Genomic DNA, 24,800 nt, shown 5'->3' on the forward strand with positions numbered 1-24,800 from the left:
CCTGTCGAGGCCCCCGCCCCTCCGCCCGCGCCGGTCCCCCGGTACCGGAAGCTGCTGAGGCCGGTCCTGGCCGCAGCCTCCGGCCTGCTGCTGTACGCCAGCTTCCCGCCGAGACCTCTGTGGTGGCTCGCACCCCTCGCCTTCGCACTGTTCGGCCTGGTCATGCACGGCCGCCGGGTCAGGGCCGGTTTCGGCCTGGGGTATCTGGCGGGCCTCGGATTCCTCCTGCCGCTGCTCGTCTGGACGGGCGTCGAGGTCGGCCCCGTCCCCTGGCTGGGACTTGCGGCCCTTGAGGCGCTGTTCGTCGCCGCGGCCGGCGCCGGGATCGCGTACGTGTCCCGGCTGCCGCTCTGGCCGCTCTGGTCGGCCGGGGTGTGGATCGCCGTCGAGGCGGCCCGCGCCCGGGTTCCGTTCGGCGGCTTCCCCTGGGGCAAGGTCGCCTTCGGCCAGCCCGAAGGGGTCTTCCTTCCGCTGGCGGCGGTCGGCGGCACCCCGATGCTCGGCTTCGCCGTCGTCCTGTGCGGTTTCGGCCTCGGCGAACTGGCACGGCGACTGGCGGTGCAACGCCGGGTGTGGGAGCGCGGGGTCGCCGGTGCGGTCCTGCTGGCCGCGGCGCCCGTCGCGGCCGGACTCGCCGCACTGCCCCTGGTCGACGACGGCGCCGAGAACGGCACCACCACCGTCGCCCTCATCCAGGGCAACGTCCCCCGGATGGGGCTCGACTTCGCGTCCCAGCGCCGCGCGGTGCTCGATTACCACGTACGGGAGACCAAGAAGCTCGCCGCCGACGTCAAGGCGGGGCGCGCAAAGCAGCCGGACCTGGTGCTCTGGCCGGAGAACTCGTCCGACATCGACCCCTACGCCAACGCCGACGCGTACTACGCCATCGACGAGGCCGCCAAGGCGATAGGCGCGCCCATCTCGGTCGGCGCGGTCGTCAACTCCAAGAAGGGCGAACTGCTCAACGAGCAGATCCTGTGGGATCCCGAGAAGGGCCCCACGACCACGTACGACAAGCGGCAACTGCAGCCCTTCGGCGAGTACATGCCCTACCGCTCCTTCTTCCGGATCTTCAGCTCCGATGTCGACCTGGTGCACCAGGACTTCACACCCGGCAAGAAGTCGGTCGTCTTCGACATGGCGGGCACCAAGATCGGTCCTGTCACCTGTTACGAGGCCGCCTTCGACTGGGCCGTGCGCGACCAGGTGAAGGCGGGCGCGCAGATCATCTCCGTACCCAGCAACAACGCCACCTTCGACCGCAGCGAGATGACGTACCAGCAGCTCGCGATGTCGCGGGTGCGGGCCGTCGAGCACAGCCGGGCCGTCATGGTCCCGGTCACCACGGGTGTCACCGCGGTGATCCGGCCGGACGGATCGGTCGCGCAGAAGACCAAGATGTTCACGGCCGACGCGCTCGTCGCCGAGGTCCCCAAGCGCTCCTCGACCACCCCTGCCACCGAGCTCGGCACGCTGCCCGAATGGCTGCTCGTGGCGCTCGGCGTGGGCGGTATCGGCTGGTCCGTGGCCCGTACGTACAAGGCCAGGAAGGCCCGCGGCTAGGGTCGGGGCATGGCTACACCCGATTTCATCCGAGACATCAGGGCCACCGCGGGCCACCAGTTGCTGCTCCTGCCCGGCGTGAGCGTCGTCGTCCTCGACGACGCCGGGCGCGTGCTGCTCGGCCGCCGCGCCGACACCGGCAAGTGGGCCATCATCGGCGGCATTCCGGAGCCGGGGGAGCAGCCCGCAGCCACCGCGGTGCGCGAGGTCTTCGAGGAGACGGCCGTACGGTGCGTACCCGAGCGGATCATCCTGGTGCAGGCGCTGAAGCCGATCCGCTACCCCAACGGCGACCGCTGCCAGTTCATGGACACCAGCTTCCTGTGCAGGGCCGTCGGCGGCGAGGCGCGCGTCAATGACGACGAGTCCCTGGACGTGGGCTGGTTCTCCCTCGATGCGCTGCCGCCCGAGCTCGCCGACTTCGACCTGACGCGGATCAAGAGGGCGCTCGTCGACGAACCCACATGGTTCGACCCCACCACCGGGGAATGAAGTATGGGTGTGGGCCACATCGGTGGGGAGCCTGAGCGCTGCCTAGGGTGCGGAGCATGACCGCGCCCACCACACCCCGTCCCGCCGGCCCCGACCTCGCAGGCCGCAGCGCACTCGTCACCGGAGCCGCGGGCGGCATCGGCAGCGCCTGTGCGCTGCGGCTCGCAGCCGCGGGCGCCGACGTCAGGGCCACCGACCGCGATGCGGCCGGACTCGAAGAGCTCGTCGTACGGGCGAGAGGACTGCCGGGGTCCGTGACACCTCACGTCCTGGACCTGACCGACCTCGACGCGGCGGAGCAGGCGGCGGCGGGCGCGGACATCCTCGTCAACAATGCGGGGCTGCAACTGGTGCGCCCCATCGAGGAGTTCCCGCCCGAGGTCTTCCACACGGTGCTCACCGTCATGCTGGAGGCGCCGTTCCGGCTGATCAGAGGGGCACTGCCGCACATGTACCGGCAGGGGTGGGGCCGTATCGTCAACGTCTCGTCCGTGCACGGACTGCGGGCCTCCGCCTACAAGTCGGCGTACGTCACCGCCAAGCACGGACTCGAAGGCCTCTCCAAGACCGCCGCCCTCGAAGGCGCCCCGCACGGTGTCACGTCGAACTGTGTGAACCCCGGCTATGTGCGCACCCCGCTCGTCGAGCGGCAGATCGCGGACCAGGCGGCGGCACATGGCATCGACGAGTCGAAGGTGCTCACCGAGGTGCTGCTCAAGGACTCCGCGGTCAAACGCCTGATCGAACCGGAGGAGGTCGCCGAGGCCGTCGCGTACCTCTGCGGCCCGCACGCCTCCTTCGTCACCGGCACCTCGCTCACCCTCGACGGAGGCTGGACCGCGCACTAGGTCTGGCGCTGCCGTCCCTGCGACAGGTATCTCTGTGACCATGTCCCACGATCAGCCGCAAGCCGGGTCCGCCGAGATGCCCTACCTCGAACTTCTCGCACGGGGAGCCGCCGCGGAGGCCTACGACCGCCCGGTGCTCCTCGCCCGCGCCGACGGCGCCGCACCCGAGGCGCTCGCCGCCCTGGAGTCCGCCAAACAGCTCGCGCTGCGGGTACGGGCCGAACTGGCGGAGCGGCGACGGCGCGAGGCCGAACTGTCCGCGCTCTTCGAGACCGCGAACGACCTGGCGGGACTGCGCGACCTCGACGCGGTCCTGCGGGCGATCGTGCAGCGCGCACGCTCGCTGCTCGGCACGGAGGTCGCGTACCTCTGCCTCAACGACCCGGCGGCCGGCGACACTTATATGCGCGTCACCGAGGGCTCGGTCTCCGCCCGCTTCCAGCAGCTCAGGCTCGGCATGGGCGAAGGGCTCGGCGGGCTCGTCGCCCAGACCGCCAGGCCCTACGTCACCGAGAGCTACTTCGACGACCCGCGCTTCGAGCACACCCGGAGCATCGACTCGGCGGTGCGCGACGAGGGCCTGGCCGCCATCCTCGGCGTCCCGCTCACCCTCGGCAGCCAGATCATCGGCGTCCTCTTCGCCGCGGACCGCAGGCCCAGGGTCTTCGCCCATGAACAGGTCGCGCTCCTCGGCTCGTTCGCGGCACACGCCGCCGTGGCCATCGACACCGCGAATCTGCTCGCCGAGACCCGCACGGCACTGGCCGAACTCGAAACGGCCAACGCGATCATCCAGGACCACAGCGGGGTCATCGAGCGTGCGTCGGACGTCCACGACCGGCTCACCGAGCTGGTGCTGCGCGGCGGCGGTGTGCACGACGTGGCGGGCGCGGTGGCCGAAGTACTCGACGGCAGCGTCGAGTTCATCGAGGGCGACTTCGGTCCTGCGGGCGCGGACGGGCACGCGGCACGGCACGGAGACGACTGGGTGGCCTCCGTCTCGGCGGGCGGTGAGCGCCTCGGCGCACTGGTCCTGCACGGCAGGCCGGGCCTCGACCCGGTCGATCTGCGTACCCTGGAACGGGCGGCCCTGGTCACCTCGTTGCTGCTCCTCGCGCGCCGATCGGCGGGCGAGGCCGAGCAGCGGGTACGCGGGGAACTGCTCGACGACCTCCTCGACGCCCCGGACCGCGACCCGCGGCTGCTGCGCGAGCGCGCCGCACGGCTGCGGGCCGACCTGGACGCGCCGCACGTGGTGCTGGCCGCGCGGATCGACGTACCGGAAAGAACAGGAACGGCGGAGCAGGAGAGCGCCGACCGGCAGCGGCTCTGGTCCGCCGCCTCGCATCTGGCGGCGACCCGGCACGGACTGGCCGCGGCGCGCGACGGCGGAACCGTACTGCTGCTTCCGCTGGGGCCGGGTGACACTCCGGCAGGACTTGCCCGGCAGAGCGCCAAACACCTCGGCGGGGCGCTCCATGAACACGTCACGGTCGGCGCATCGGCGCCGGTGGCCGCGCCGGCGACCCGTACCGAGGAAGTGGCGGACGCCTATGCGGAGGCCCGCCGCTGCATCGAGGCGCTGCGTCTGCTCGGCAGGTCGGGGGACGGCGCGGCGGCGCACGACCTCGGATTCCTCGGCCTTCTGCTCGCCGATACCGGGGACATCGGGGGATTCGTAGGGCGCACGGTCGGCGAGGTGGTGTCGTACGACGAACGGCGCGGCACCGACCTGGTCCGCACCCTGGACGCGTACTTCGCGTGCGGGATGAGTCCGGCGCGTACCAAGGACACCCTGCACGTCCACGTCAACACGGTGGCGCAGCGGCTGGAGCGGATCGGCAGGCTCCTCGGCGCCGACTGGCAGTCCCCCGCCCGCGCTCTGGAGATCCAGCTCGCGCTGCGCCTGCACGGTCTTTCGTCCGCCACCGCGCGCTGAGCGCGACAGAGCGAGGGGCGCCGTACGGATCCGGTCCGTACGGCGCCCCTCGCCGGGCGTCAGGCGATACGGGCGTCGACCGCACCCGCGGGCGCCTTCGGATCCGCGTCCTCCGCGATGCTCTCGAGATCCCGGCTGCGGGTCTCCTTGGCGCAGCCGATCGCGACCACGGTGAGGAGCGCCGCCGCGATCACATACAGGGCGATCGGCGTCGAGCTGTCGTAGTCGGCGAGCAGCGCGGTGGCGATCAGTGGCGCGGGCGCGCCGGCCGCGACCGAAGAGAACTGGGCGCCGATCGACGCACCCGAGTAGCGCATCCGGGTCGCGAACATCTCCGAGAAGAAGGCCGCCTGGGGCGCGTACATCGCACCGTGGAAGATCAGCCCCACGGTCACGGCGAGCAGCAGACTCCCGAAGCTCTTGGAGTCGATGAGCGCGAAGAACGGGAACATCCACGCCCCGACGCCGACCGCGCCGATCAGATAGACGGGCCTTCGGCCGATGCGGTCCGACAGCGCGCCCCAGGCGGGGATCACCGCGAAGTGGACGGCGGAGGCGACGAGTACGGCGTTGAGCGCGGTCTGCTTGCTCAGGCCGGCTGAGGTCGTCGCGTACACCAGGATGAAAGCGGTGATGACGTAGTAGCTGATGTTCTCGGCCATCCGGGCGCCCATCGCCACCAGTACGTCGCGCCAGTGGTGGCGCAGCACGGACACGAGCGGCATCCTCTCCACGTCGCTGGCCGCCTTGCGCTCCTCGGACCGGGCCAACGCGGCCTTGAACAAGGGGGATTCATCGACAGAGAGACGAACCCACAAGCCGACGCCCACCAGCACACCGGAGAGCAGGAACGGTACGCGCCAGCCCCATGAGAGGAACGCCGCGTCCGACAGCAGCGCGGTGAGCGCCGACAGCACACCGGTGGCGAGCAACTGCCCGGCGGGCGCCCCGGTCTGCGGCCAGGAGGCCCAGAACCCGCGCCTCTTCGGGTCTCCGTGCTCGGAGACGAGAAGTACGGCGCCGCCCCACTCGCCGCCGAGCGCGAACCCCTGTACGAGGCGGAACACGGTCAGCAGCACGGGAGCCGCGGCGCCGACCGTCGCATGGGTGGGCAGCAGACCGATCGCGAAGGTCGCCGCGCCCATCATCAGCAGACTGACCACCAGCAGCTTCTTGCGGCCGATCCGGTCACCGTAATGACCGAAGACCAGGGCGCCGAGGGGGCGGGCGGCGAAGCCGACGGCGTACGTGAGGAAGGAGAGGAGGGTTCCGACGAGCGGGTCGGAGTCCGGGAAGAAGAGCTTGTTGAAGACCAGGGCGGCAGCGGAGCCGTACAGGAAGAAGTCGTACCACTCGATGGTGGTGCCGATGAGGCTGGCGGCGACGACTTTCCGCATGCTGCGGAGCGGGGTGGGTGGTGCGGTGGGTGCGGCCATGGTGGTCACTTCCGGGCGGGGGACGGGGACGGGATTCCAGTCGCCACACCGTAGGAACGCCCAGGTCAGGCGCACATGTGGTGGGACACCACAGTTCGGGTGCGAGGTGTGCGAGCCGCGCCCATGACGGTGGTTCGAGGGCGGTCGCGACCGCCCCGGGAAGGCCGACCAGGGCACTGTCCAAGTTGCACTGTTCGGGATGAATTGGCGGTCCGGTGCAGACGCCCGTGCTGGATTCGTGCTGACTAAAAGCCCCTGTCAGCACCCCTGATCACCTCTCCCGTGCTGACTTGGTGCTGACTACGCTGAGTTGAAATCGCGCTTTCCGGAGGGATCGGGCACTACAGCCGCAGGCTGTCTTCGGTGATGAGCCGTCGTGCATCCATGCACCTGCGCCGGGCAGCAACTTGCCCGTGTGCGTGTTGGGCCGTTGGCAGTGCTCGGGCTCTTGGTGAGGGGGCGGCTCTGGGACCAATCGTTGGGCCTCGTGGGGGCCGGCGGAACTGGCTAAGCCTCGACGCCTTCCCGATGACCCATCATGTGGAATGCGTCGCGATCCTTGAGCCTGCCGAAAGGGCGTCTGACCTGCAGGTTTGGGTGGTGTGCGTTATGTGCGTTATATGCGTTACGGGCGATATTTTCACGCTGAAATGACGCTCTACGAGGCATCTTGACGCTCATTTGACGCTCGTTCTGATGGGTCATCAGACGAGTTGCCCTGCTGGTCAGGCGACCTCCTGACTGCGCGAGTGTGGCGAGGCGCCGGGAATTTCGTGGTGCCGAGCGGTCCCGCTCAGCCGCCTGGGCAGGGTGCCAGTAGGTTCTTCGTCTGCTGGTGGTACAGGCGGTGCAGCCTTCTGACCAGCAAGGATGTCGGTCCGACAGAGGCAAAGTGGTGAGTTGGCCCGCGTATGGTCCGGATCTTGGTGGTAGCGGGGTGTGCTGGACCGCGATGGTTCGGTTTGTATCAGGGGGCAGGCGGCGAGCGGGATGACGCGTGACACCTCGGCGCGCATGGCCGTCTGGGAGGGGCCGCAGGGGTGTTGGGGGCCGCTGACTCGGCGAAGCCTGGGATGGCTACTGGGCGTGGCTGCGATGCGTTGATGCCGGACGCAGGCGATCGTCGCGATGGCCTGCTTGGGGTTTTCTTGCCGGGCGATGCGCAGGCGTCGGTGACTGGCCTTCAGGTGGGGGCGGGTGGACCGCTTTGTGGCCTCCCGCGCTCGGGGCGCTGTCTGGAAGGCCGGCGGGGTTGGCCCACTGCTGATCGTGGGCCGGGCCACTCTGGGCGACGGCGCGATCCGGTCCCACATGGCACAGGTAGGCGGAACCGTCTTAGGTCGTCCAGCCAGTCCAAGGCAGTCTCATAAGCCCAGGTCATGCTCCCTCCGTTCAGTGGAGTCCGCCTAGTTGGTGACGCGGATGTGACACGAAGAGCGCCAACCAGTGTGTTCCGGCGAGTGTTCGTGTGACAGATCGCGCGGGTGCGCGGGCTCAGGTGCGGGCACCGTTGAACTCCGGCTCGCCGCTTTCGAGCACTCGGAGCAGGGACGCCGTGACGACACGTGTGCTGCGGCCGATATGGAGTACGCGGCACGGGAACTTGCCCTGGCGAATCAGGTCGTAGCCCTTTGCGCGTGAGAATCCGAATGCCTTGGATGCCTCCTTCACACTCCCGGTCCCGCTCCACGTGGCGCGGATATGGGTGGGGCTGTACTGGGCATCCGGCATTGCGTTGTGCTGTGTGGGCATGACTGCTTGCTCTGTCCTTCTCGCGACGAAGTTCGGTGGCGGAAATATCCCTGAGCTCAATGGGGTTCCCCTCTGGCATCGTGGTCGTGCAGGGGGAGTGGTGGGACTGAGGCGTGATCAACCAGGGCCTCTACTACATGGCCTGGCTGACGACCCACAAGGATGCTCTCCGGGGGCTGGTCCGCGACCGGCTCGGGACGGCGGCCGCTTCCCAGATCCTGTGGAGTGCACCTCGACTGATCTGTGTGGCCGGCGACTTCACCCGCTACGACGCGCATGCCGTACGGCAGCACCGGCGCAGCATCGATCTGGTCCGCTACCGGTACTACGGCAGTGACCACATCGGTCTGGAGACCGTGGCGTCGGTGACCGGGCAGTCGGCCGTTGTCCGCCGGGGTCGACGGCGTGGGCCCGAACTGACGACTGTTCGTCGACCAGGCGGTGCGATGACCGAGCTGGCTGTGGCGGTCGACGAGGCGCGCTGACTGGTCTCGGGGCTGGCGTCACCCGGGTGCAGCGCAAGCAGTACGCGGCCTACCAGAGGCTGCGGAACTTCGCGTGCGTCCTCGCGCCGCAGCAGACCAAGATCCTCGTCTACCTCAAGGTCGACCCGAAGGAGGTCGACCTCGTTGCGGGCTTCGCCCGGGACGTGACGGGGCTCGGTCACCACGGCACGGGTGACTTGGAGTTGCAGCTGCGTTCGGAGCGGGATCTGGAGCGCGCCCAGGATCTGTTCCGCCTCAGCTACGCCGTGGCGTAGCGGGCTGATGGCCGGCGCGGTCGTGTGTGGCCGGGATGTGTCGTTGTGGGCTGCTGTCGTGGTGCTGCCTTTCGACGGGGCGGTCAGGGAGTGGCGGTGGAGCTATAAGAGGACGTTCCGGTTGAAGACGGGATAGTTCATGGGTTGTGCCAGGTTATGGGTGTTTCGCCGGTTGCTCGTTTCGCGAGATTGGAGATCATCGCGAGGCGGATCATGCTCTCGGAGTGGGCTGGTTTGGTCTCGTAGTCGCGGGCGAGGCGGCGGTGCATCATGATCCAGCCGAAAATTCGTTCCACTACCCAGCGGCGTGCGACTACCGAGAAGCCTTTGACCTGTGTGTTTCTCGGGACGACGTCGACGTCGATGCCGAGGGCGGCGCCGTGCTCGATGGCCTGGGTCTTGCAGCCGGTGTCGACCCACGCCTTGGTGATCGTGGGGTGATCGGCGGCGACGCGGGTGAGGAGCTGCTTGCCGGCTTCGTTGTCGGAGACGCTGGCGGCCGTCACGATGACCAGCAATAACAGGCCAAGGGTGTCGACAACGATGCTGCGTTTGCGGCCCACGATCTTCTTGCCGGCGTCGGCGCCCTGGGTGTCGGTGGGGAAACTGGGTGCGGTCTTGACGCTCTGCGCGTCGATGACGCAGGCGGTGGGTTCGGCGGTGCGTCCTGCCTGTTCACGGACCATCCGGTGCAGGTGGAGGCCGAGTTTCTCGATGGTGCCGTCGGCGCTCCAGGCGCTGAAGTAGCCGAACACCGTAGTGTGCGGCGGGAAGTCGTGCGGAAGGTAGCGCCAGGGGACGCCTGTCCGGTTGAGGAAGAGGATCGCGTTCATGACTTCCCGCAGGTCAGTGACCTTGCCGCCGAGGTTGAGGGAGGTCTTCTGCCGCTCGGCCCGCCAGGCCGTCAAGGTCGGCTCCATCAACGCCCAGCGGGCATCGGAGAGATCGCTCAGGTACGGCTCGCGCTGCTGCGAAGAGGTCATGGGACTACTCATGCACGAGTTCCTCAACCGGGCATATCGCTCGATCGAGCGAGGCAAAAGCCAACTTCAGGGGCGTACTCGAACCGGACAGGAGCTATCGGGAGAAACCAGGGCGAAGCGCAAGATCGGGCGCGCTTTCAGCTGAAGAGACATATCGCGTGTTCTACCTGTACACGACGAATCCCGGCGCGACCCAACTACCCCAAACCGACGCATAGATGACACGAACGTCCTCTAAGACCGAGGATCTCAAGTGGCTGATGCCGGAGCTCCCTGGGGAGACGATGAGCAGGGTGCGGCGTTCAGCGCCGCCTATGCACCCCACCTCAAGCAGATCGAAGCGTCGGCCGAAATCCTTACCACCGGCCTGACCAGCATCTACCTCGGCATGGTCGACATGGCGGACGGTCACATCGACAACGAAGAGCTTGTCCGCACCATGTTCGGCAAGATCAAGAAGGAGCACGAAGGCGACTCGAAGTGAGTGGCGCCGACAAGACCCGGGAGATCGTCCAGGACCTCACCGGCATGTGGTGGCCCGACGCCGACGAGGGCAAGGTCCGCGACGCGGCAAGAGCGTGGCGTACGTTCGCGGACGCGGTAGAGAACCTCACGGGTATCTCAAACAATGCGGCCCGCTCGCTCATCGAGCACAACAAGGGTGAGTCGATCGACGCGTTCGACGTGTTCTGGCGTCGCTACTACCACGAAGGCCGAGGCTGGCTGAAGGATCTCAGTGACGGTGCCCGCGACATGAGTACCGCCTTGGACAAGTACGCCGACTCCGTCGCCGGCGCCAAGAAGCAGTTGGAGAACGAACTCGCTATCGTCGGCGCCACCATCGTGGTGGGAACCGGCCTTGCCTTCTTCACTGCCGGGATAACCGAGCTCGCGGCGGGTGCCGCCGCAGCAACCATCGTCGAACTCGGTACCACCCTCGGTGTCGCGGTCACCACCGAGGTAGCCACCATCGCCGGGACCGTCCTGGCCACGGCGGCGATCGCCGGCATCGAGTCGGTTACCGTCGACCTCGCCGTCGCCCAGCCCATGCGTTTGGCCGCGGGGATGCAGTCGGGGATCAACCTGGACGAGGCCCGCCACGCCGCCATTGCCGGTGCGCTGATGGGTGGAGGGCTGGGCGGCACGGGGGCTACGTACCAGGCAATCAAGAACGCTGGCGGTATTCCGTACCTTTTCAAGGGTGTTGTCATCAACGTCGGCGGGCCCAGGCTGGCGCTTGCCGACTCCGGGATTCCGTTTCCCGGCCCGTTGCTTCGGGACGGCGAGCCCAACGCCTGGCCTCGCAGTAAGCGTAAAGGCCCGGTTCAGCCCAAGCACCGGGCGGATGTTGCGGGCGATGAGGGTAAGAACGGATCACACACGCTCGCCAGGCATGCAGAGGTGACTACCCAGGATCTGCGTGCTCGCCTGCGTGCTCGCCTGCGTGCGGAGCCCAACCTGGACGTCGTCTCACGCTACGTTGATGAGGCGTCCGCGCAGAAGTTCACCGATGCGGCGATGCTGAAACAGCAGAAGGACATTGAGGCATGGCTGGCCGGGAACAAGCGGAAGATGGAGCTACCTCCGACATATTTCGACGAACGGACCGGCATGAGCCTGACGCGTTCAAATTTCCGCAATGGGCTGCCTGCGGAATGGGTGGACGGGGTACAGGTGGTTCTCAAACGTGCCCCTTCTGCGGAAGCAGGGTACCGGGTCCTCACCTCCTATCCCATTCCGAAGTAGCTGAAGAGTATGAACAGGAACACGTACATGGGTGATCGCTTCCGGGAGCTCCGACAGCTCCTTCGCTCGTATGAGGTGACCGGGAACGAGTTCGACGACACAGCGGATCGTCCAGGTGCTGCACTGAGTGCGTATCAGCGGTCTGCCGGTCGCGACTCAGCACGGGTAGCTGCAGCCGTAGAAGAGATCGACGACCTCCTGACCACTGGGCTCTTCAGCGATGAACTCGCCGATGACATCGAGCTCCTGCCGCATGTCACTCCCCCGCAGGGCGGCAGCGTCGAGGAGTCGCTGCGCATCATCCGGCACCATCTGACGCGTCCTGCCGAGGCACCGGCCGACGGCTCGCCGACCCGCCCCGAGACCTCGTGGGAGTGGCGAGAGAAGTTCCCCGGCCTGGCACACTTCCTCACCGCCTACTTCCATCAGAACTTCTCACTCGAATACAGCTCACACGAGGAAGCCATTGATGATTATCTTTCAGACTCCTCCTCCGCCGAAACCCAGCAACTAACTTCAGAGCTCGAAGAGTTCATGATGCTGAACCCTTCAAACACCGAGATGAGGCAGGCGGCCCAGACTCTCGGTCTCATGATTTCACCACCCCCTGGGATGACTCTCCGCAAGTGGCTCGAAAATGTCGAGGTAGCCACCGCTCAACACGGGAAGTCCTGAACACCTTCCTGAGCTACTCGCACCAGGGAAGCCATGGCCGCGCATCAACAACAGTCGCTGCACTCCTCAGAGTCCGGCGCTTTTAGCTTCATCGATGCACTCGGCCGGGATCGCGGAGTCCTTCGCCTGGCCCGCCTCCTGGGCCTTGGCCTTGTCTTTCAGCACGTCGGCCACGATCTTGCCGCATTCCGGGGGCGGGCCCGCAGGCGGAGTCACGGTGTCCGGCAACATCACCCACATCACCGCCATCACGCCGAGACAAAACACCGTGATGGTCGTGGCCCACAGGCCGACGGTGCGATACATCCGCTTCTCCTTCTACTGCGGGCGAAAGGGCGATTGCCGCCGTGTGGCACGATGCGGCCATGAACGACCTCATACCTGCTTGGGAGCGCATCGAGGCCTGGCTCCGACAGCACCAGTGCACCAGTGAGCTCTCCGAGCTACACCCGCCTGCCTCCGACGAGGCCGTCCAGTCCCTCCAGGACGCCATCCCATATCCGCTCCATCCGCATCTTGTGCAGTGGCTCGGAATCCACGCCGGCGCCCCCATGTACGACGCCTCCATCTGGCCCGACCGCTACGTCCCGTACGACGTCGAAGCACTCAAGGGCGGGCCGGAGCACATGGAGATGATGCTCGAAGAGTTCAACGAGCAGCGGGACGAGGATCCCGAGCAGTGGATTCTCGATCCGTGGGCGGACCCGCTGTGGCTCCCCATCGCCGGTACGAACACGGGGGAGAGCCTCCTCATCGACCACCGCCCCGGCGACACCTACGGCAACATCATCGAGGTCGACTACGAGGGCAACGAGGTCACCGCGGTCCGCTGGAAGAATCTGGGGGAGATGATCAGGTTGATGGCTGAGGCTCTGGAGTCCGGCTCCCCCATGCCATATTCGCGCCAGTACGCGTACGTTCCTCAGCTGGACGAAGGCCCACCCAGTTACCTCAACTGGAAGTTGGAGAGGATCCCGGACTAGTAATCCGGGATCCTCTGCCCGGCGCTGCTCGCGCCACTCACCGACTCGTCGGCCAGCGCACTCAACGCTGCCTCCATCCTGTCGAAGCCTCCGATGGCAATTGCCACCACCGAGTGTTCGTATCAGGGCACAAGAAGCCCCCTCCCGCAGAGACTGCAAGAGGGGGCTTCTCCTGCCTACTTGCTACGGCCTGACCAGACCGGGGACGTCGATGAAGTACGCATCGTCGTCCAGCATTCGCTGCTTGGTGTAGAAGCCCGAGAGGCGGGAGCCGGCACGCTCGTTCTGGGCACCGGCCATGGTGGCGCGGGCGCACTTCTCCGTGTAGGTGGGTGCGGTGTTCGGCGCCCTCATGTCGTCGTAGAGACGCCATTTGCCGTCAGCGTCCTTACGGGCATACGCCTGGAGACACTGTGTACCGTTCGTGACGCCCGCCTGCGATCCGCCGCTCTCCTTGGAGGCAGCGAAGGCGTACTCGTCGCACTGAGTTGCCTTACTGTCACCGGTCGCCAGAGGGTGCGGGACCAGAGCGTACTGACCCTTGTCCGGGCAGACCACACCGCGGTTGGCGATCTTCTTTTCCTTGTCGAATTCGCGGTGCAGTGGACTGTTGTCCTTCTCGCTGCCGGGATTCCAGTCCAGCTTGTCGCGCATCTCCATGTAGTAGAGCGCGGCACCTTCGGCGTACTTCTGCTTCAGGTTGAACGTTGGCGTGTACTTGGGAAAGACACAGCCGACGGACGCCGCATTCGGCATCTTCTGGTCGCAGCGGACCTGGCCCCAGAACACCCAGCTCGGTTCGGTGATCTTCACCGCGCCGGGCGCACCGGTCGCCTTGAAGCCGAGGAAGTTGCCTCGGTCGAAGTCCTGTTCCTTGCCGAGGGCAGCTGTCTTCCAGGTGAACTTGCGAGTCTGGACGGTCTGCTCGGTCACTGACGAGGCAATCGTCCAGGAGGTCGGGCCGGTGAATTCGGGGCCGACAAGCTCCTTGTCGCAGACGGTGTCGCCCCCGCAAGTGACATCCCAGTAGTCGAGAGTCACCGTCCCCAGCGCACCGTCGATGGACAGCGGGCTGATGAAGTTCCGCTGGTGCCACTCAGCCTTGTTGTCCAGTTTCATCTCTTCACGGACGAGGAAGATGGCGGTGCCGATGTGCTTGGGCGGCTGATTGGTGCTGATCTGCCACCAGTCGACCACTACGCCGATCTTGTGGCAGCCTTCAGTGCGAGTGAGCGTGTATCCGCCGATTGCCGGGTCGCTGCACCAGGTGACGAGAGGATTGGTGGGCGGCGGAAGTGCCTTCGCAGCCGATTTGATCTCGGCGTTGTACGTACGGCTCTGGCACATCTCGATGTCAGAGCTGTCGGTCTTGTAGCAGTTGCTCCTGTCCCCCGGCTTCGGATCTGTCACGACGCCATCAGGGGAGGCCTGCTTCTTCGGCACGTCCTCCGTCTCGTAAGGCTCTTCCTCCGGGATGGGGTCTGCGGTGTCGCCGCCGTCCGGTATGGCAGTGTCGCCGCTGATCGGCTTCTTGCCAGTGCCGTAGTCGTAGACCTTCTCCGAGCCCTTGTTGTCCGCCCTGTCGACCGCACGGCCCTCGGTGCGGTTCATCCCACGCTCACCGGGCGTGCCGGTCACTGTGGTGGTCTTTCCGGCAACGGCGGGCTTCTCAGCACTCCATGTACCGCCGTTGGTGCGGCTTTCGATGCCTCGGGCATCGTCACCGGCCGGAGGGGTGACGTCGAAGTTGCCATCACCCTTGTTCGGCGTCCACGCGCCCGCAGGATAGTCGGTCGAGGCAATCTTCGCCGGGACGCCGGGTGCGGTGGTGTCGACGACGAACTCGCGCCAGGGCGACCAGTTCAGGTTGTAGTGGGCGCCGTCGTAGGAGTTGGTACGGAACTTGTACGTCTTGCCGTTCACGAGCTGCCCGGCGGGGACCTTCACCGAGGCCCAGGCGCCGGGAGCGACGTCGGCGGAGACAATCGCGCCGTCACCGGCGGGGGTGGTGATGGGCTTGTTCGTCGCGGCATCGTAGACCTGGAAGGTCCCGTTGACCTTGTCACCGTCCGCGTCCGCGAACTTGTCGCGCAGGGTGGGGGTGGTCGAGTTGACCGCCCACACACCGGCATACGACTTGAACGGGGCGCCGGCCTGCTGGGCGGTGCCGTCGCCGGGACGGTAGTTGTAGTTGACCGTCAGCTTCGGCTGATTCGCCGTCGCGTTCCGGGAGTTGACCCGCTTCCAGCCCTTGACGTCATCGGTTGCGGCACGGATCCCCATGTAACCGCGGGTCTGCTTCGCCGACGCCCAGACCTTCACCAGGTCGGTCACATCTGCCTTGATCCAGCCGTCGGTGGTATTGGTGCAGCCGGCCGGGTAGCCAGCGGTCTGGGTGGAGGTGGCGTACTGCTGCATCCATGTGGGCTGGTTGGTCCACCGTGCGCCGGAGTTGTCGCCGGTGTTCCACACCGTCCAGCTCTGTGCCTTGCAGTCGGTGGCGCCGGAGTGGAAGTTGTACAGCTGCACGCTGGCGGAGGAGACGAGCGCGTCGGCGAACGGCTCGGTGTTCCAGCTCATGAGCGTGCGCGCGAGGCGGGGAGTGCCGTCCGCATTCTTCGTGCCGGGGTTGCCGAAGTCGAGTTCGGTCTCGCCGCCGAGGTCGGTGGTCTCGCCCTGCTGCACATAGGTGTCGAAGGTGTTGCCGAGCGCGGAGGTCGAGGGATCCACGGTGACCGGGTACTGCGTGCTGGGGTCGGCGAGGAACGCAGCGTTAGGAGTGACCTGCAGGTCGATGTTCCCGCCGCCATTGTCGACGACCTTCATCCCGACCGGGGCCCGGTGCTCGTGCTTGCCCGAGACCTCGTCCACGCTCGCGTCCCACATCATCGGAGCGGGCATGGTCGCCCTCTCCGCGCCAGTGGTGGCGTCGGTGAACAGCACCGAACCGCCCTTCTGCGCCGTGGCCTTGAGGCCCTTGGCCTTCAGCGGCAGCGTGTAGGTGTAATCACCGACCGCCGGCTTGGCATCGAGGTTCACGAACTGCTCGAACCCGGTACGAGTGGCCTTCACCACCACATCAGCTCCGGGCACCGCATCCTTGTACGTGGCGGTGGTCCCATGAAGGACGGGCTGGGGCAGACCGCCCTTCCACTGCAACGTCACCTGCTCATCACCCGTACCCAGGGTGACCAGATCACGGCCCGCGTCATCCTGAGCGGCCTTGAGTGACGTGGCCGGGGTGCCGCCGCCGGAGGCGAGAGTCAGGCCCTGCGGGTGCGCCTTGGCCTGTACACCGCCGTCGGCGGTGGTCGTCAACGTCGCATCCACGTCGATCCACTTGCCATCCCGCTCCATGCGCTCGGGCCCTGCAGTGACCTCTGAGGCCAGCGTGCCATCGGGGTTGGCGAAGGTGAGGCTGGTGGGTGTGGTCTCGTCCGGGGCGAGCGTCTTCTTCCCCGTCCTCTTCGCCTCGGCGAGCGCCCAGGGGATGCCGCCCTTGCTGTGCTGGGTGGCCCAGGCCAGGTCGGACGCGCGAATGTCGTCCGCGGACGGCTGCTCGGCCCGCGCAGTTCTGGTCTTGCTCTGGGCCGGGTCGGCAGCCGCGGTCTGACCAGCAGTCAGGGTGACATCGGCGGCCAGCAGCAGTGCTGCCAGCGCGGCGACTTGGGTCCTTCGGCGTCTGGAGCGCGCAGTGCGCCCGGATATGTGCGTACTCAACTCGTGTGTCCCTTCCGAATCGCCCGTCGTAAGCGATCACCAAGAGACCGTAAATGCCAAGTAAAGCTACTGACCCAAATGGGAGTCGGTCACCGCTGAGACATGACTCATGGTTGCCTGGGCAATCCCACCGAGGCCCACCGCTTGCACCTGTGACGTCCTACAGACTCATCAGGCTGTGCGTTTGCTGTGCCAAGTCATGGGCAGGCGTGGGGGCTTCAGAGGGCGGGTTGTGAGCCTCTGCCCGATTCGTCTTTGAATCGGGATCAGGCCCACTTGTCTCGGAGATGGTGCGAGTGTGACGCTGACCCGCATGGCGATGCTGGGGCAACGGCGGGTACAGGTCTCTTCCCGCACCAACCAGAGCCCGCGAGTGTGGCCTTTCGCCTTCTGCCTCCGGTGTGACGGACTCGCGGGACTTCCCTTGCGGGCGCACGCCACCACTACCCCCGATGAGGCCGGCAGCGCAGTCGAGGGCCTCTACGGGGGTGCCGAACGGCAGGCCGGTGCGAAGTGGGGGCCGCGGGATCGATGAGTTCCGCGTCGCGGTGCAGTCTGACTCTACGAACGGCAAACCGGAGCACCCTACTGAAGGAGACGTCATGAGGAAAATCGTTGCCGGCCTGCACATATCGCTCGACGGTGTCGTCGAGGCCCCGGAGAAGTGGAGCTTCGCCTACGCCAGTGCGGAGGTCGGACAGGCCATCGGGGCGCGAATCGCCGCGGCGGACGCCATGCTGCTCGGACGCGTCACCTATCAGACCTTCGCCGACGCCTTCTCGGGCGCAGACAACCCGATGGCGTCGGGCATGAACAACGTCGCCAAGTTCGTCGTCTCCAGGACCCTGGAGAGCGCCGACTGGCAGAACTCGACCTTGATCAGTGGAAACCTCGTCGAGGAGATCACCAGTCTCAAGGCGCGGCCGGGCAAGAACATCAACGTCTCCGGCAGCACCACGCTGGTGCGCTGGCTGCTGGCCGAGGGGCTGCTCGACGAACTGGCCCTGTTCGTCTGCCCGATCGTCCTGGGCAGCGGCCAGCGCCTCTTCGACTCCGCGGGCGGGCAGGTGCCGCTCAAGCTCGTGGGTTCGGAGGCCTTCAGCACCGGCGTGCTCCACCTCACCTATCAGCCGGCCTAGGCTTCGTTTCTACAGGGCGGGAGACGAATGTGAGTCTCTGTCCGGTTCGTCTTTGCGTCGGGGGCGGATGTAGCCGCTGGCGCGGATTGATGGGGTTCGCTCTGGTTTGTCATCGCGCGTTTCGGTGACGCCGACCGCAATCGGCTGCGTGCCGGGGGCGGTGGTGCTGGGCTGGTGCGATGAGCGAGCGCCGCGGGTACTGCACCGACACCACGGACGCGCAGTGGGCGCTGATCGAGCCCGTGATCACCGCGTGGAAGGCGGCGCACCCCTCGGTCAGTGGCCACCAGGGGCGCTACGAGATGCGCCGGATCGTCGACGCCCTGTTCTACCAGAACCGTTCCGGCTGCCAGTGGAGCCTGCTGCCCGCGGACTTCCCGCCGGCCACGGCGGTCAAGTACTACTTCTACCGGTGGCGTGACGAGGGCCTCGACCAGGTGATCCACGAGCTTCTGCGCTGTGGGGTGCGGGAGGCGGCGGGCCGGGCGGAGGACCCGAGCCTGGTGGTGCTTGACACCCAGAGCGTGCACGCGGCGGTGAACGTGCCGGCGTCCACGACCGGCAAGGACGCGGGTAAGAAGGTGCCGGGCCGCAAGCGTGGGATCGCGGTCGACGTCATGGGACTGATCATCGCGGTGGTGGTGTTCGCCGCGAGCGCGCACGACAACCTGGTCGGCACCGCGCTGCTGACCAGGGTCGCCGCGCAGGCCGTAACGGTCAACAAGGCCCTGGTGGACCAGGGGTTCAAGACAGCCGTGGTCGCCCACGGCGCCCGGCTCGGCATCGACGTGGAGATCGTGCAGAGAAACCCGCAGCAGGTCGGCTTCGTGCCGCAGCCGATCCGGTGGAGAGTCGAGCAGACTCTCGGCACGCTGATGCTGCACTGTCGGCTGGTGCGCGACTACGAGTCCAGCCAGGTGTCCTCCGAATCGCGCGTGTACTGGGCCATAAGCGCCAACATGGTCCGCCGCCTGACCGGCACCAGGACCCCGACCTGGCGCGGAGCATAGAAGGGCGGGCAGATGCCGAGATCGACGCTGGAGAGGATCACCGACCGCGAGCAGACCGTCGCTGCCGAGGCCGAGCGGACGCGCACCGAGATGGAGCAACTCGTCGGCCGCCTAAGCAAGTTGGAGGGCGAACTGGTCGAACTCGCCATCGCCCGCAAGGTCGTCCTCGCCCTGGACCAGGGCGAGGACGGGAACGCACGGAACCCGAACGTGCCCGACAACCCCGCCTACCAGCACATCCTCGCCGCGCTCGGCGACGCCGGGACTCCCTGGCGCGTCCGCGACCTGTGCCAGGCCCTGGACCTCGGCATCGAGCCCAAGCACGTGGAGGGCATGCGCTTCAAGCTCAAGCGCCTGGTCGGCCACGGACTGGTCACCGAGACCGAGCCCGGCTTGTTCGCCCTGCACCACCAGTGACCTCACTCCACGCCACTGACCAGCAAGCCTGACCCCGATGCAAAGACGAACCGGGCAGAGACTCACAACCCGCCCTCTCAGAGTAGGAACAGGCACTGACAAAGCACCAGATCGCAAACCGGCGACCGACACGACTCAGCTCGGAGCTGGACGATCCAGGCTTCCACCACAGCGTCCTGGCCGCCCTTCGCTCCGACAGTCGCCGAGGCATGGGGAACCATCGAAGGGTGGCGCTCAAATGCGGGGCCCAGGCCGTCCCGGTCAGATCCTGCCGAAGCCCCGGGTGAGTATGCAGGGGCACTCTCCGCGCGCTCGCTACTCGGTCGCGTCCCGTGAAGTGGCGTAGGGATGCGGAGTTGAGGACTCCGCAGACCACAGCAGCGACGAGGCTGCGGCGGCGCCACAGTCCGGCGTCGACCGTGGTGAGCGGCGGTGCGCGCGGAGCCAGGCGTTCGCGCACGTGGCCGCCGGGCTCCAGATCCGCACCCGAGCGATCCGGATCCCTACACCACTCGGCGGGGCACGACCCGCTACTCACCTGTCTCATGCTCTGAACGACCTGTGGTCGGCGTCTCGTTGTGGACGGTTACGATGGTCGCGTTGGTCTCCGCCCGTGCGCGCTCCGACGCCGTCGCGATCTTCTCATAGGTCCATTCCCTGTACAGGCGCTTCCCGTGGGCATCGGTGATGTCGATGACCAAGCCGGTCCACTCCTCGGCGGGCTGTTCCGGGACGACTCCCAGTTCGTACACGGTCTGGGCGGGCGCCCACTTCGAACGCGGCCACCTCGTCGAGCGGCCGGAAGGGAAGGCGGCATGACCGGCCCCCGCATCGACGAGGAGCTCGCCGAGCACCGGCGCTTCGCCCGCTATCTGCAGGCCCTGGAGACCGTCGCCGAAGCGGACGAGACCGACCTGGTGGCCACCGTCCTACATGACGAAGATAAGACGATGGCGGACAGCGCGGTGGGCCGCCACCTGGACCGCCGGGCCGCGGACCTGCTGACCGATCCCCAGTTCGCTTCCTGGGCGCGGACCATGACCGCGGTGATCGCGGAGCGCGACTTCCTCACCTGCCGCCTGCGCGAGTGGACCCTGCTCAGAACCATCTCCCTGGGCGAGCCATGGGCCGCCGAGGAGCTCACCGGCGCATCCGACTGGTTCCAGCGCATGGCCGCGACCACCCAGATCGTGACCTCACCCGAGGCCCTCCGACTGCTGACTGAACGCGGACGTACCCGCCGCGTTCGCAACGCAGCGAGCCGCCGACTACAACACCCGCACCAGCCAAGCTGACTTGATCCACAGGTCTTGACTATTCCTCCGCGGCCAGCGGTGCGACCGGGAGTACTACTGCGGCGACGGCCACGGCCCGGACTACACGGGCAGCGTGATCGTCATGCGCGCGCGTGCGGAGGAATTTGTCGCCTACGCGTCGGACGCCGACCTCCTGGTGCGCCGCGCCGCGATCCCCGGACTTGGCCTCTTCCTCGACGACGCGAGCCGAGCAGTGGAACTCCTGCGCGCACCCCTGGTTGCCGAGGACGGGCTCGTCGATCAGCTGCTGGCGGTGGAGACGATGGCCACACTGGCGCCCCGGCGCTCCTGCTCGCGCCAGGTGTTATCGCCGGCACGTACACGCCGATGAGCACTCCACAGGACGTACCCGAGTGCGCCGCCCGCGGACAGGGCTGCGGCGCCGAGGAAGGCCCAGGCGAACACCAGCACACCAACGAGGACTGCCGCGGCCAGAGCGGCGCGCTGCTTGAGCTCGCGACGTCTGCGCGCTGCCGTACGCCGTCGTGCCCGCTCGGCCATGTCCGCCTCCGGCCCTTGATGACTCTCCGCTCTCCCCCCACCATGCTGCGCAGGTGGGGGGTGCCCCTATGAGTTTGGTCAAGTAAATCGGTCTGCGTGGTGAGGGCGAGGCGGGCAGGATGGTGGAGTGGCTGATCTGCTGTGGGACGACGTCAAGAGCTTCTTCGACCCTGATCTGATGGGGTCGTTGCCGGACGTGCTTGTTCCCGATACCTCGGTGGAGGACTGGCAGACGGTCCTCGATCTCGTCGGCGGGAGCGGCTGGTTGTGCCAGTACTCCGAAGGCGAGACGGTGTTTCCGGTGCCTCGCGCGGAGGCAGTACTGTCTCGCCCTGCTGACGCGGAGTGCGCGGAACTGCGGGTCTGGCCGACTGCCGATGTATTGGCGATCTTCCGTTTCTATTCGGTGGAGGAGATCGACTTCGATGTTGATCTGCGGGAACTCCAGGGCCAGGAGCGACTCGACGTGCTCTGCGGCTTCCTCACCGTGATCGGGCGGCGGTTGGGTAAGCCGGTGGTCATGTATTGCGAGGGCGGCTCTCCCGGCCATCCGGTCCTCGGGTTCGATGTCGAGAGCGACCAGGTGGATCTATTGGCGAAACCGCCGGTCAAGTGACCTCTGCGGTTGGCTGGGGTTCGTAGAAGGTGCCGTCGCGGAGCATCGCGAAGAGGACGTCGGCTCGTCGTCGGGCGAGGCAGAGCAGGGCCTGGGTGTGGTGCTTGCCCTGGCTGATCTTCTTGTCGTAGTAGGCCCGGGAGGCAGGGTCGCCCAGGGCGGCGAACGCGGAGAGGAAGAAGGCCCGTTTGAGCTGCTTGTTTCCTCTGCGGGAGGGTTGCTCGCCGCGGATCGAGGAGCCCGAGTTGCGGGTCGCTGGGGCGAGTCCCGCATAGGCGGCGAGGTGGCCGGCGGTGGGGAAGGTGCTGCCGTCGCCGACTTCGATCAGGATCCGTGCGCCGGACCCGAAGACCGGAGGCCCCATTGCGGAGCCACGAAAACGGTAACGGGGGGGTGCCTCTATGTCCTTCGTCAAGGGGTGAGGCATCAGGCTGTGGTGGTTTGCGGTGTTCGTGATTCGTAGAAGGTGCCGTCGCGGAGCATTGCGAACAGGACGCTGATGCGTTGGCGGGCGAGGCGGAGGAGGGCTTGGGCGTGGGTCTTTCCGCGGGCGCGTTGGCGGTCGTAGTAGGTGCGGGAGGCGGGGTCGGCGTTCATGCAGGCGAAGGCGGACAGGAACATGGCGCGTTTGAGCTGGCGGTTTCCGCCTCTGGGTGCGTGTTCGCCGTGGATCGAGGTGCCCGACGACTTCGTCGTGGGGGCGAGGCCGGCGTAGGAGGCGAGGTGTCCGGCGGTGGGGAAGTTGGTGCCGTCGCCGACGGTGGTCAGCAAGACGGCGGCGGTCCTGACGCCGACGCCGGGCATCGACGTCAGGACCGGGGAAAGAGGGTGGGCCTCCAGCAGGGTGTTGATCTGGGCTTCCAGGGCCCGGCGCTGGGTGTGGACGGCGGTGAGCGAGGCGGCCAGGGAGGGGACGACGATGTCGAGGGTGCCGGTGCCGGGCACGACGACGGTCTGTTCGTCGAGCGCGTCGAAGACGTCGTCGATCAGCCGCTGGGCCATGCGCGGGGCCTTGGGCCGGATCAGCTCGACGAGCCTGCGACGTCCGGCTTTGCGCAAGGCGGCCGGGGAGCCGTAACGCTCCAGGAGCCAGGTGACGGCCTGGTGGTCGAGGCGAGGGCCCAGGACGCGTTCGAGGCTGGGGTGGAACTGGGTGAGCAGACCGCGTATGCGGTTGCTGGTGCGGGTGGCCTCGGCGGCGAGGTCCTGGTCGAAGCCGACCAGCACGGTCAGTTCGGCGGTGATCTCGTCGGTGAGTTCCAGCGAGCGCAGGGTGTGCGGCATGGTGCGGGCCGCGTCCGCGATGACCGCGGCGTCCTTCGCGTCGGTCTTCGCCTCGCCGGGGTAGAGATCGGCGGTCCTCCGCATCGCGAGACCGGGCAGGTAGGCGACTCTGCAGCCCGCGTCCCGGGCCACGGTCAGGGGCAGGGCACCGATGGATGCGGGCTGGTCCACGATCAGCAGGACGGTGCCGAACTTTGCGGTCAGCTTGTCGAAGACGGCCCGCAGCCTCGGCTCGCTGTTGGGCAGCGGTTTGTCGAAGACCTTCTTCCCGGCCGGGGTCAGCCCGTGGCCGTGATGGGCCGTCTTGCCGACGTCCAGGCCGAGGAACACGCCCACGTCTTCGGTGTCGAACATCGCGCCTCTCCAGGGGAGTTGAACGGTACCGGCCTCGGCTTCGGTGTCGTACGCGCGCATCCACGTTATGCAGACCTGCCGCCCGCGAACTGCCCGGCATTGCGCCGGACCAGGCGGTGGCCGGACCTCTCATCAGCGTCTCCGACGGCACCTCCCGGGCCCGGTGACACCACCCCCCCCAGGTCATCCGTTCGACAGGGGGACAAAGTCATGCCAGGCCCGGAGGCCAGCGGTCCCGTTGCGGAACCGCGAAGAACATAACGGGGAGCGGCCAAGACACTGTTTTCGGCCGGTCGAAGCAGCTCCTTCTCGCTCCGCGGTGGACGGGCTGTCCACCCTGCCCATGAGCAGGTTGTTTGCACCGGCTTAGCCGATTAAGAGCAGTTTGAGCCCTTTGTGGTGTGGCTGTATCCCGCATCCGGGCATGGGGGGGAGCGTGCATGTCGGCTGGATGTGGATGGGGTTGGGTCATTGGCGCGTGTGTTTCAAAAGTGCAAGACCGACAGCAGCAACCGGAACTACCCCTGTGGCCAGGACAGTTGCGGACACGGGTGGACGGTGCGCTACCGCGAGCCCGGAGGCCGTGCAGGGCGCCAGCGCGAAGCCTCGTTCGAGGAGAAGGCGCAGGCGGATGCCTTCGCCGAGCAGGTGGAGCAGGCGAAGGCCCATCGCGAGTGCGTCAGTTCTGCAGGGCCCGTGCGGACGTTGGTCGATGTGTACCGGGAGTTCATCGACTGCGGTGAGCGGGTCAACGGGTCCCGATATCAGTACGAGACGAGCCTTCGCCTCCATGTGAAGCCGTACTTTCGGAGCCTGCCCATCGGTGCGGTCAAGCCGAAGGATCTGTACGGGTGGCTGCAGTGGATGGTCGAGGTGCGCGGTTACGAGTCGAGCACGGCGCTGAACCGGTACCGGACGCTGAGCGGGGTGTTCAGCTATGCCGTCGCCAACGACTACCTGCCCAAGAGCCCATGCCAGCACGTGAGGGTCGGCCGCAGACAAGCAAGACGCAATAAGAGGAAGGTGATTCACCTCCCGACGCTGGCCGAGATCCAGGCCATCGCGGACCAGCTCCCCGGACCCTATCGGCTTCTGGTGTGGTTGATGGCGGGGTGCGGTCTGCGCATCGGCGAGGCCAGTGCGGTGACCGTGCAGCAGATCGACTTCGCCGCCGGCACGCTGTATGTCGACCGGCAGATAACCCAGGACGGCGAAAGCCCGCCGCCCAGGGGAAGGGGCCGGCGGCGAAGTCGATCTGCTGCACGG

Annotated in this window: 23 protein-coding genes and 2 pseudogenes; 17 read left to right on the forward strand and 8 right to left on the reverse strand. The window is 67.1% G+C overall.

Annotated features, from left to right (window positions below; genetic code table 11):
• The 4 genes from lnt to J0695_RS14605 all read left to right on the forward strand — a co-directional run.
• Positions 1 to 1,563, forward strand: a 1,563-nt coding sequence (lnt, locus tag J0695_RS14590) for an apolipoprotein N-acyltransferase (RefSeq protein WP_206962453.1), incomplete at its 5' end; no start/stop codon positions are given.
• 9 nt (positions 1,564 to 1,572) lie between these two features.
• Positions 1,573 to 2,055 carry an NUDIX hydrolase gene (locus J0695_RS14595; protein ID WP_206962454.1) on the forward strand — a complete coding sequence of 161 codons (483 nt, stop codon included), beginning with the start codon at positions 1,573 to 1,575 and terminating at the stop codon, positions 2,053 to 2,055.
• A gap of 56 nt (positions 2,056 to 2,111) precedes the next feature.
• The gene (locus J0695_RS14600) at positions 2,112 to 2,903 is read left to right on the forward strand and encodes a 3-hydroxybutyrate dehydrogenase (protein ID WP_206962455.1); all 792 of its coding nucleotides are present in this window, start codon (positions 2,112 to 2,114) and stop codon (positions 2,901 to 2,903) included.
• 40 nt (positions 2,904 to 2,943) lie between these two features.
• A complete protein-coding gene (locus tag J0695_RS14605) occupies positions 2,944 to 4,842 on the forward strand; it encodes a helix-turn-helix domain-containing protein (protein WP_206962456.1) in 1,899 nt (632 codons plus the stop codon).
• A 59-nt stretch (positions 4,843 to 4,901) separates the two neighbouring features.
• On the opposite strand, the gene J0695_RS14610 is transcribed toward J0695_RS14605, so the two are convergent.
• The gene (locus J0695_RS14610) at positions 4,902 to 6,278 is read right to left on the reverse strand and encodes an MFS transporter (protein WP_206962457.1); all 1,377 of its coding nucleotides are present in this window, start codon (positions 6,276 to 6,278) and stop codon (positions 4,902 to 4,904) included.
• 1,494 nt (positions 6,279 to 7,772) lie between these two features.
• Positions 7,773 to 8,030 carry a helix-turn-helix domain-containing protein gene (locus J0695_RS14615; RefSeq protein ID WP_242552664.1) on the reverse strand — a complete coding sequence of 86 codons (258 nt, stop codon included), beginning with the start codon at positions 8,028 to 8,030 and terminating at the stop codon, positions 7,773 to 7,775.
• Between the two features lie 137 nt (positions 8,031 to 8,167).
• Between J0695_RS14615 and J0695_RS14620 the strand changes: the two are divergent.
• Positions 8,168 to 8,790 (forward strand): annotated as a pseudogene (locus J0695_RS14620) (DUF5655 domain-containing protein).
• A gap of 137 nt (positions 8,791 to 8,927) precedes the next feature.
• Here the strand turns inward: J0695_RS14620 and J0695_RS14625 are convergent.
• Positions 8,928 to 9,773: an IS5 family transposase gene (locus J0695_RS14625; protein ID WP_206962458.1), complete on the reverse strand. Its 846-nt coding sequence runs from the start codon at positions 9,771 to 9,773 to the stop codon at positions 8,928 to 8,930.
• Between the two features lie 253 nt (positions 9,774 to 10,026).
• On the opposite strand from J0695_RS14625, the gene J0695_RS14630 reads away from it, so the two are divergent.
• Genes J0695_RS14630 through J0695_RS14640 form a run of 3 tightly spaced genes read left to right on the forward strand, consistent with a single transcriptional unit; the run spans position 10,027 to position 12,194 of the window.
• Positions 10,027 to 10,257, forward strand: a complete 231-nt coding sequence (locus tag J0695_RS14630; protein WP_206962459.1) for a hypothetical protein — start codon at positions 10,027 to 10,029, stop codon at positions 10,255 to 10,257.
• Positions 10,254 to 11,519, forward strand: coding sequence for an RNase A-like domain-containing protein (locus J0695_RS45390; RefSeq protein WP_206962460.1), 1,266 nt, complete (start codon positions 10,254 to 10,256; stop codon positions 11,517 to 11,519). Before J0695_RS14630 ends, J0695_RS45390 begins: the two co-directional genes overlap by 4 nt.
• A gap of 9 nt (positions 11,520 to 11,528) precedes the next feature.
• Positions 11,529 to 12,194 (forward strand): contact-dependent growth inhibition system immunity protein, encoded by a 666-nt coding sequence (locus J0695_RS14640; protein ID WP_206962461.1) that lies wholly within the window; start codon positions 11,529 to 11,531, stop codon positions 12,192 to 12,194.
• 66 nt (positions 12,195 to 12,260) lie between these two features.
• Here the strand turns inward: J0695_RS14640 and J0695_RS14645 are convergent, their stop codons facing one another.
• Positions 12,261 to 12,500 carry a hypothetical protein gene (locus tag J0695_RS14645; protein ID WP_206962462.1) on the reverse strand — a complete coding sequence of 80 codons (240 nt, stop codon included), beginning with the start codon at positions 12,498 to 12,500 and terminating at the stop codon, positions 12,261 to 12,263.
• Between the two features lie 59 nt (positions 12,501 to 12,559).
• On the opposite strand from J0695_RS14645, the gene J0695_RS14650 reads away from it, so the two are divergent.
• The gene (locus J0695_RS14650) at positions 12,560 to 13,177 is read left to right on the forward strand and encodes an SMI1/KNR4 family protein (RefSeq protein WP_206962463.1); all 618 of its coding nucleotides are present in this window, start codon (positions 12,560 to 12,562) and stop codon (positions 13,175 to 13,177) included.
• A 183-nt stretch (positions 13,178 to 13,360) separates the two neighbouring features.
• Here J0695_RS14650 and J0695_RS14655 read toward each other — a convergent pair whose 3' ends face one another.
• Positions 13,361 to 16,897: a DNRLRE domain-containing protein gene (locus J0695_RS14655; protein WP_242552665.1), complete on the reverse strand. Its 3,537-nt coding sequence runs from the start codon at positions 16,895 to 16,897 to the stop codon at positions 13,361 to 13,363.
• Positions 16,898 to 17,499: 602 nt separating this feature from the next.
• Between J0695_RS14655 and J0695_RS14660 the strand changes: the two genes are divergently transcribed.
• The 3 genes from J0695_RS14660 (at position 17,500) to J0695_RS14670 (ending at position 19,463) form a co-directional block, all read left to right on the forward strand.
• The gene (locus J0695_RS14660; RefSeq protein ID WP_206962464.1) at positions 17,500 to 18,036 is read left to right on the forward strand and encodes a dihydrofolate reductase family protein; all 537 of its coding nucleotides are present in this window, start codon (positions 17,500 to 17,502) and stop codon (positions 18,034 to 18,036) included.
• Positions 18,037 to 18,215: 179 nt separating this feature from the next.
• Complete coding sequence (locus J0695_RS14665) at positions 18,216 to 19,046, forward strand: IS5 family transposase (protein ID WP_206962465.1); 831 nt, start codon at positions 18,216 to 18,218, stop codon at positions 19,044 to 19,046.
• A 12-nt stretch (positions 19,047 to 19,058) separates the two neighbouring features.
• Complete coding sequence (locus J0695_RS14670) at positions 19,059 to 19,463, forward strand: hypothetical protein (protein WP_206962466.1); 405 nt, start codon at positions 19,059 to 19,061, stop codon at positions 19,461 to 19,463.
• Positions 19,464 to 19,993: 530 nt separating this feature from the next.
• On the opposite strand, the gene J0695_RS14675 is transcribed toward J0695_RS14670, so the two are convergent.
• The gene (locus J0695_RS14675; protein WP_242552666.1) at positions 19,994 to 20,164 is read right to left on the reverse strand and encodes a hypothetical protein; all 171 of its coding nucleotides are present in this window, start codon (positions 20,162 to 20,164) and stop codon (positions 19,994 to 19,996) included.
• Between J0695_RS14675 and J0695_RS45180 the strand changes: the two genes are divergently transcribed.
• The 4 genes from J0695_RS45180 to J0695_RS14690 all read left to right on the forward strand — a co-directional run bounded on the left by J0695_RS45180 (position 20,157) and on the right by J0695_RS14690 (position 21,896).
• Complete coding sequence (locus J0695_RS45180; protein ID WP_277989988.1) at positions 20,157 to 20,282, forward strand: hypothetical protein; 126 nt, start codon at positions 20,157 to 20,159, stop codon at positions 20,280 to 20,282. The two genes, J0695_RS14675 and J0695_RS45180, sit on opposite strands and share 8 nt — an antisense overlap.
• Positions 20,279 to 20,758, forward strand: a complete 480-nt coding sequence (locus J0695_RS14680) for a hypothetical protein (protein ID WP_206962467.1) — start codon at positions 20,279 to 20,281, stop codon at positions 20,756 to 20,758. Before J0695_RS45180 ends, J0695_RS14680 begins: the two co-directional genes overlap by 4 nt.
• A gap of 103 nt (positions 20,759 to 20,861) precedes the next feature.
• Positions 20,862 to 21,110 (forward strand): hypothetical protein, encoded by a 249-nt coding sequence (locus tag J0695_RS14685; protein WP_206962468.1) that lies wholly within the window; start codon positions 20,862 to 20,864, stop codon positions 21,108 to 21,110.
• Positions 21,111 to 21,407: 297 nt separating this feature from the next.
• Positions 21,408 to 21,896 (forward strand): hypothetical protein, encoded by a 489-nt coding sequence (locus J0695_RS14690; protein WP_206962469.1) that lies wholly within the window; start codon positions 21,408 to 21,410, stop codon positions 21,894 to 21,896.
• Here the strand turns inward: J0695_RS14690 and J0695_RS14695 are convergent.
• Positions 21,889 to 22,239: pseudogene (locus J0695_RS14695) on the reverse strand (transposase); the annotation flags it as partial. The gene J0695_RS14690 and the pseudogene J0695_RS14695 overlap by 8 nt on opposite strands.
• Before the next feature lie 83 nt (positions 22,240 to 22,322).
• Positions 22,323 to 23,534, reverse strand: coding sequence for an IS110 family RNA-guided transposase (locus J0695_RS14700; protein ID WP_206962470.1), 1,212 nt, complete (start codon positions 23,532 to 23,534; stop codon positions 22,323 to 22,325).
• 558 nt (positions 23,535 to 24,092) lie between these two features.
• On the opposite strand from J0695_RS14700, the gene J0695_RS14705 reads away from it, so the two are divergent.
• Positions 24,093 to 24,800 (forward strand): tyrosine-type recombinase/integrase (locus tag J0695_RS14705; protein WP_206962471.1); only part of this gene is annotated, 708 nt, incomplete at its 3' end.

The organism is Streptomyces beijiangensis, from assembly GCF_017315755.1.
GTDB classification, from domain to species: domain Bacteria; phylum Actinomycetota; class Actinomycetes; order Streptomycetales; family Streptomycetaceae; genus Streptomyces; species Streptomyces beijiangensis.

What these genes read in the sequence shown, in the direction of transcription:
- J0695_RS14595 (WP_206962454.1), top strand. Translation starts at nt 1,573, where the DNA reads ATGGCTACACCCGATTTCATCCGAGACATCAGGGCCACCGCGGGCCAC.
- J0695_RS14600 (WP_206962455.1), top strand. Translation starts at nt 2,112, where the DNA reads ATGACCGCGCCCACCACACCCCGTCCCGCCGGCCCCGACCTCGCAGGC.
- J0695_RS14605 (WP_206962456.1), top strand. Translation starts at nt 2,944, where the DNA reads ATGTCCCACGATCAGCCGCAAGCCGGGTCCGCCGAGATGCCCTACCTC.
- J0695_RS14610 (WP_206962457.1), bottom strand. Translation starts at nt 6,278, where the DNA reads ATGGCCGCACCCACCGCACCACCCACCCCGCTCCGCAGCATGCGGAAA.
- J0695_RS14615 (WP_242552664.1), bottom strand. Translation starts at nt 8,030, where the DNA reads ATGCCCACACAGCACAACGCAATGCCGGATGCCCAGTACAGCCCCACC.
- J0695_RS14625 (WP_206962458.1), bottom strand. Translation starts at nt 9,773, where the DNA reads ATGACCTCTTCGCAGCAGCGCGAGCCGTACCTGAGCGATCTCTCCGAT.
- J0695_RS14640 (WP_206962461.1), top strand. Translation starts at nt 11,529, where the DNA reads ATGAACAGGAACACGTACATGGGTGATCGCTTCCGGGAGCTCCGACAG.
- J0695_RS14645 (WP_206962462.1), bottom strand. Translation starts at nt 12,500, where the DNA reads ATGTATCGCACCGTCGGCCTGTGGGCCACGACCATCACGGTGTTTTGT.
- J0695_RS14650 (WP_206962463.1), top strand. Translation starts at nt 12,560, where the DNA reads ATGAACGACCTCATACCTGCTTGGGAGCGCATCGAGGCCTGGCTCCGA.
- J0695_RS14660 (WP_206962464.1), top strand. Translation starts at nt 17,500, where the DNA reads ATGAGGAAAATCGTTGCCGGCCTGCACATATCGCTCGACGGTGTCGTC.
- J0695_RS14665 (WP_206962465.1), top strand. Translation starts at nt 18,216, where the DNA reads ATGAGCGAGCGCCGCGGGTACTGCACCGACACCACGGACGCGCAGTGG.
- J0695_RS14670 (WP_206962466.1), top strand. Translation starts at nt 19,059, where the DNA reads ATGCCGAGATCGACGCTGGAGAGGATCACCGACCGCGAGCAGACCGTC.
- J0695_RS45180 (WP_277989988.1), top strand. Translation starts at nt 20,157, where the DNA reads ATGACCAAGCCGGTCCACTCCTCGGCGGGCTGTTCCGGGACGACTCCC.
- J0695_RS14680 (WP_206962467.1), top strand. Translation starts at nt 20,279, where the DNA reads ATGACCGGCCCCCGCATCGACGAGGAGCTCGCCGAGCACCGGCGCTTC.
- J0695_RS14685 (WP_206962468.1), top strand. Translation starts at nt 20,862, where the DNA reads ATGCGCGCGCGTGCGGAGGAATTTGTCGCCTACGCGTCGGACGCCGAC.
- J0695_RS14700 (WP_206962470.1), bottom strand. Translation starts at nt 23,534, where the DNA reads ATGTTCGACACCGAAGACGTGGGCGTGTTCCTCGGCCTGGACGTCGGC.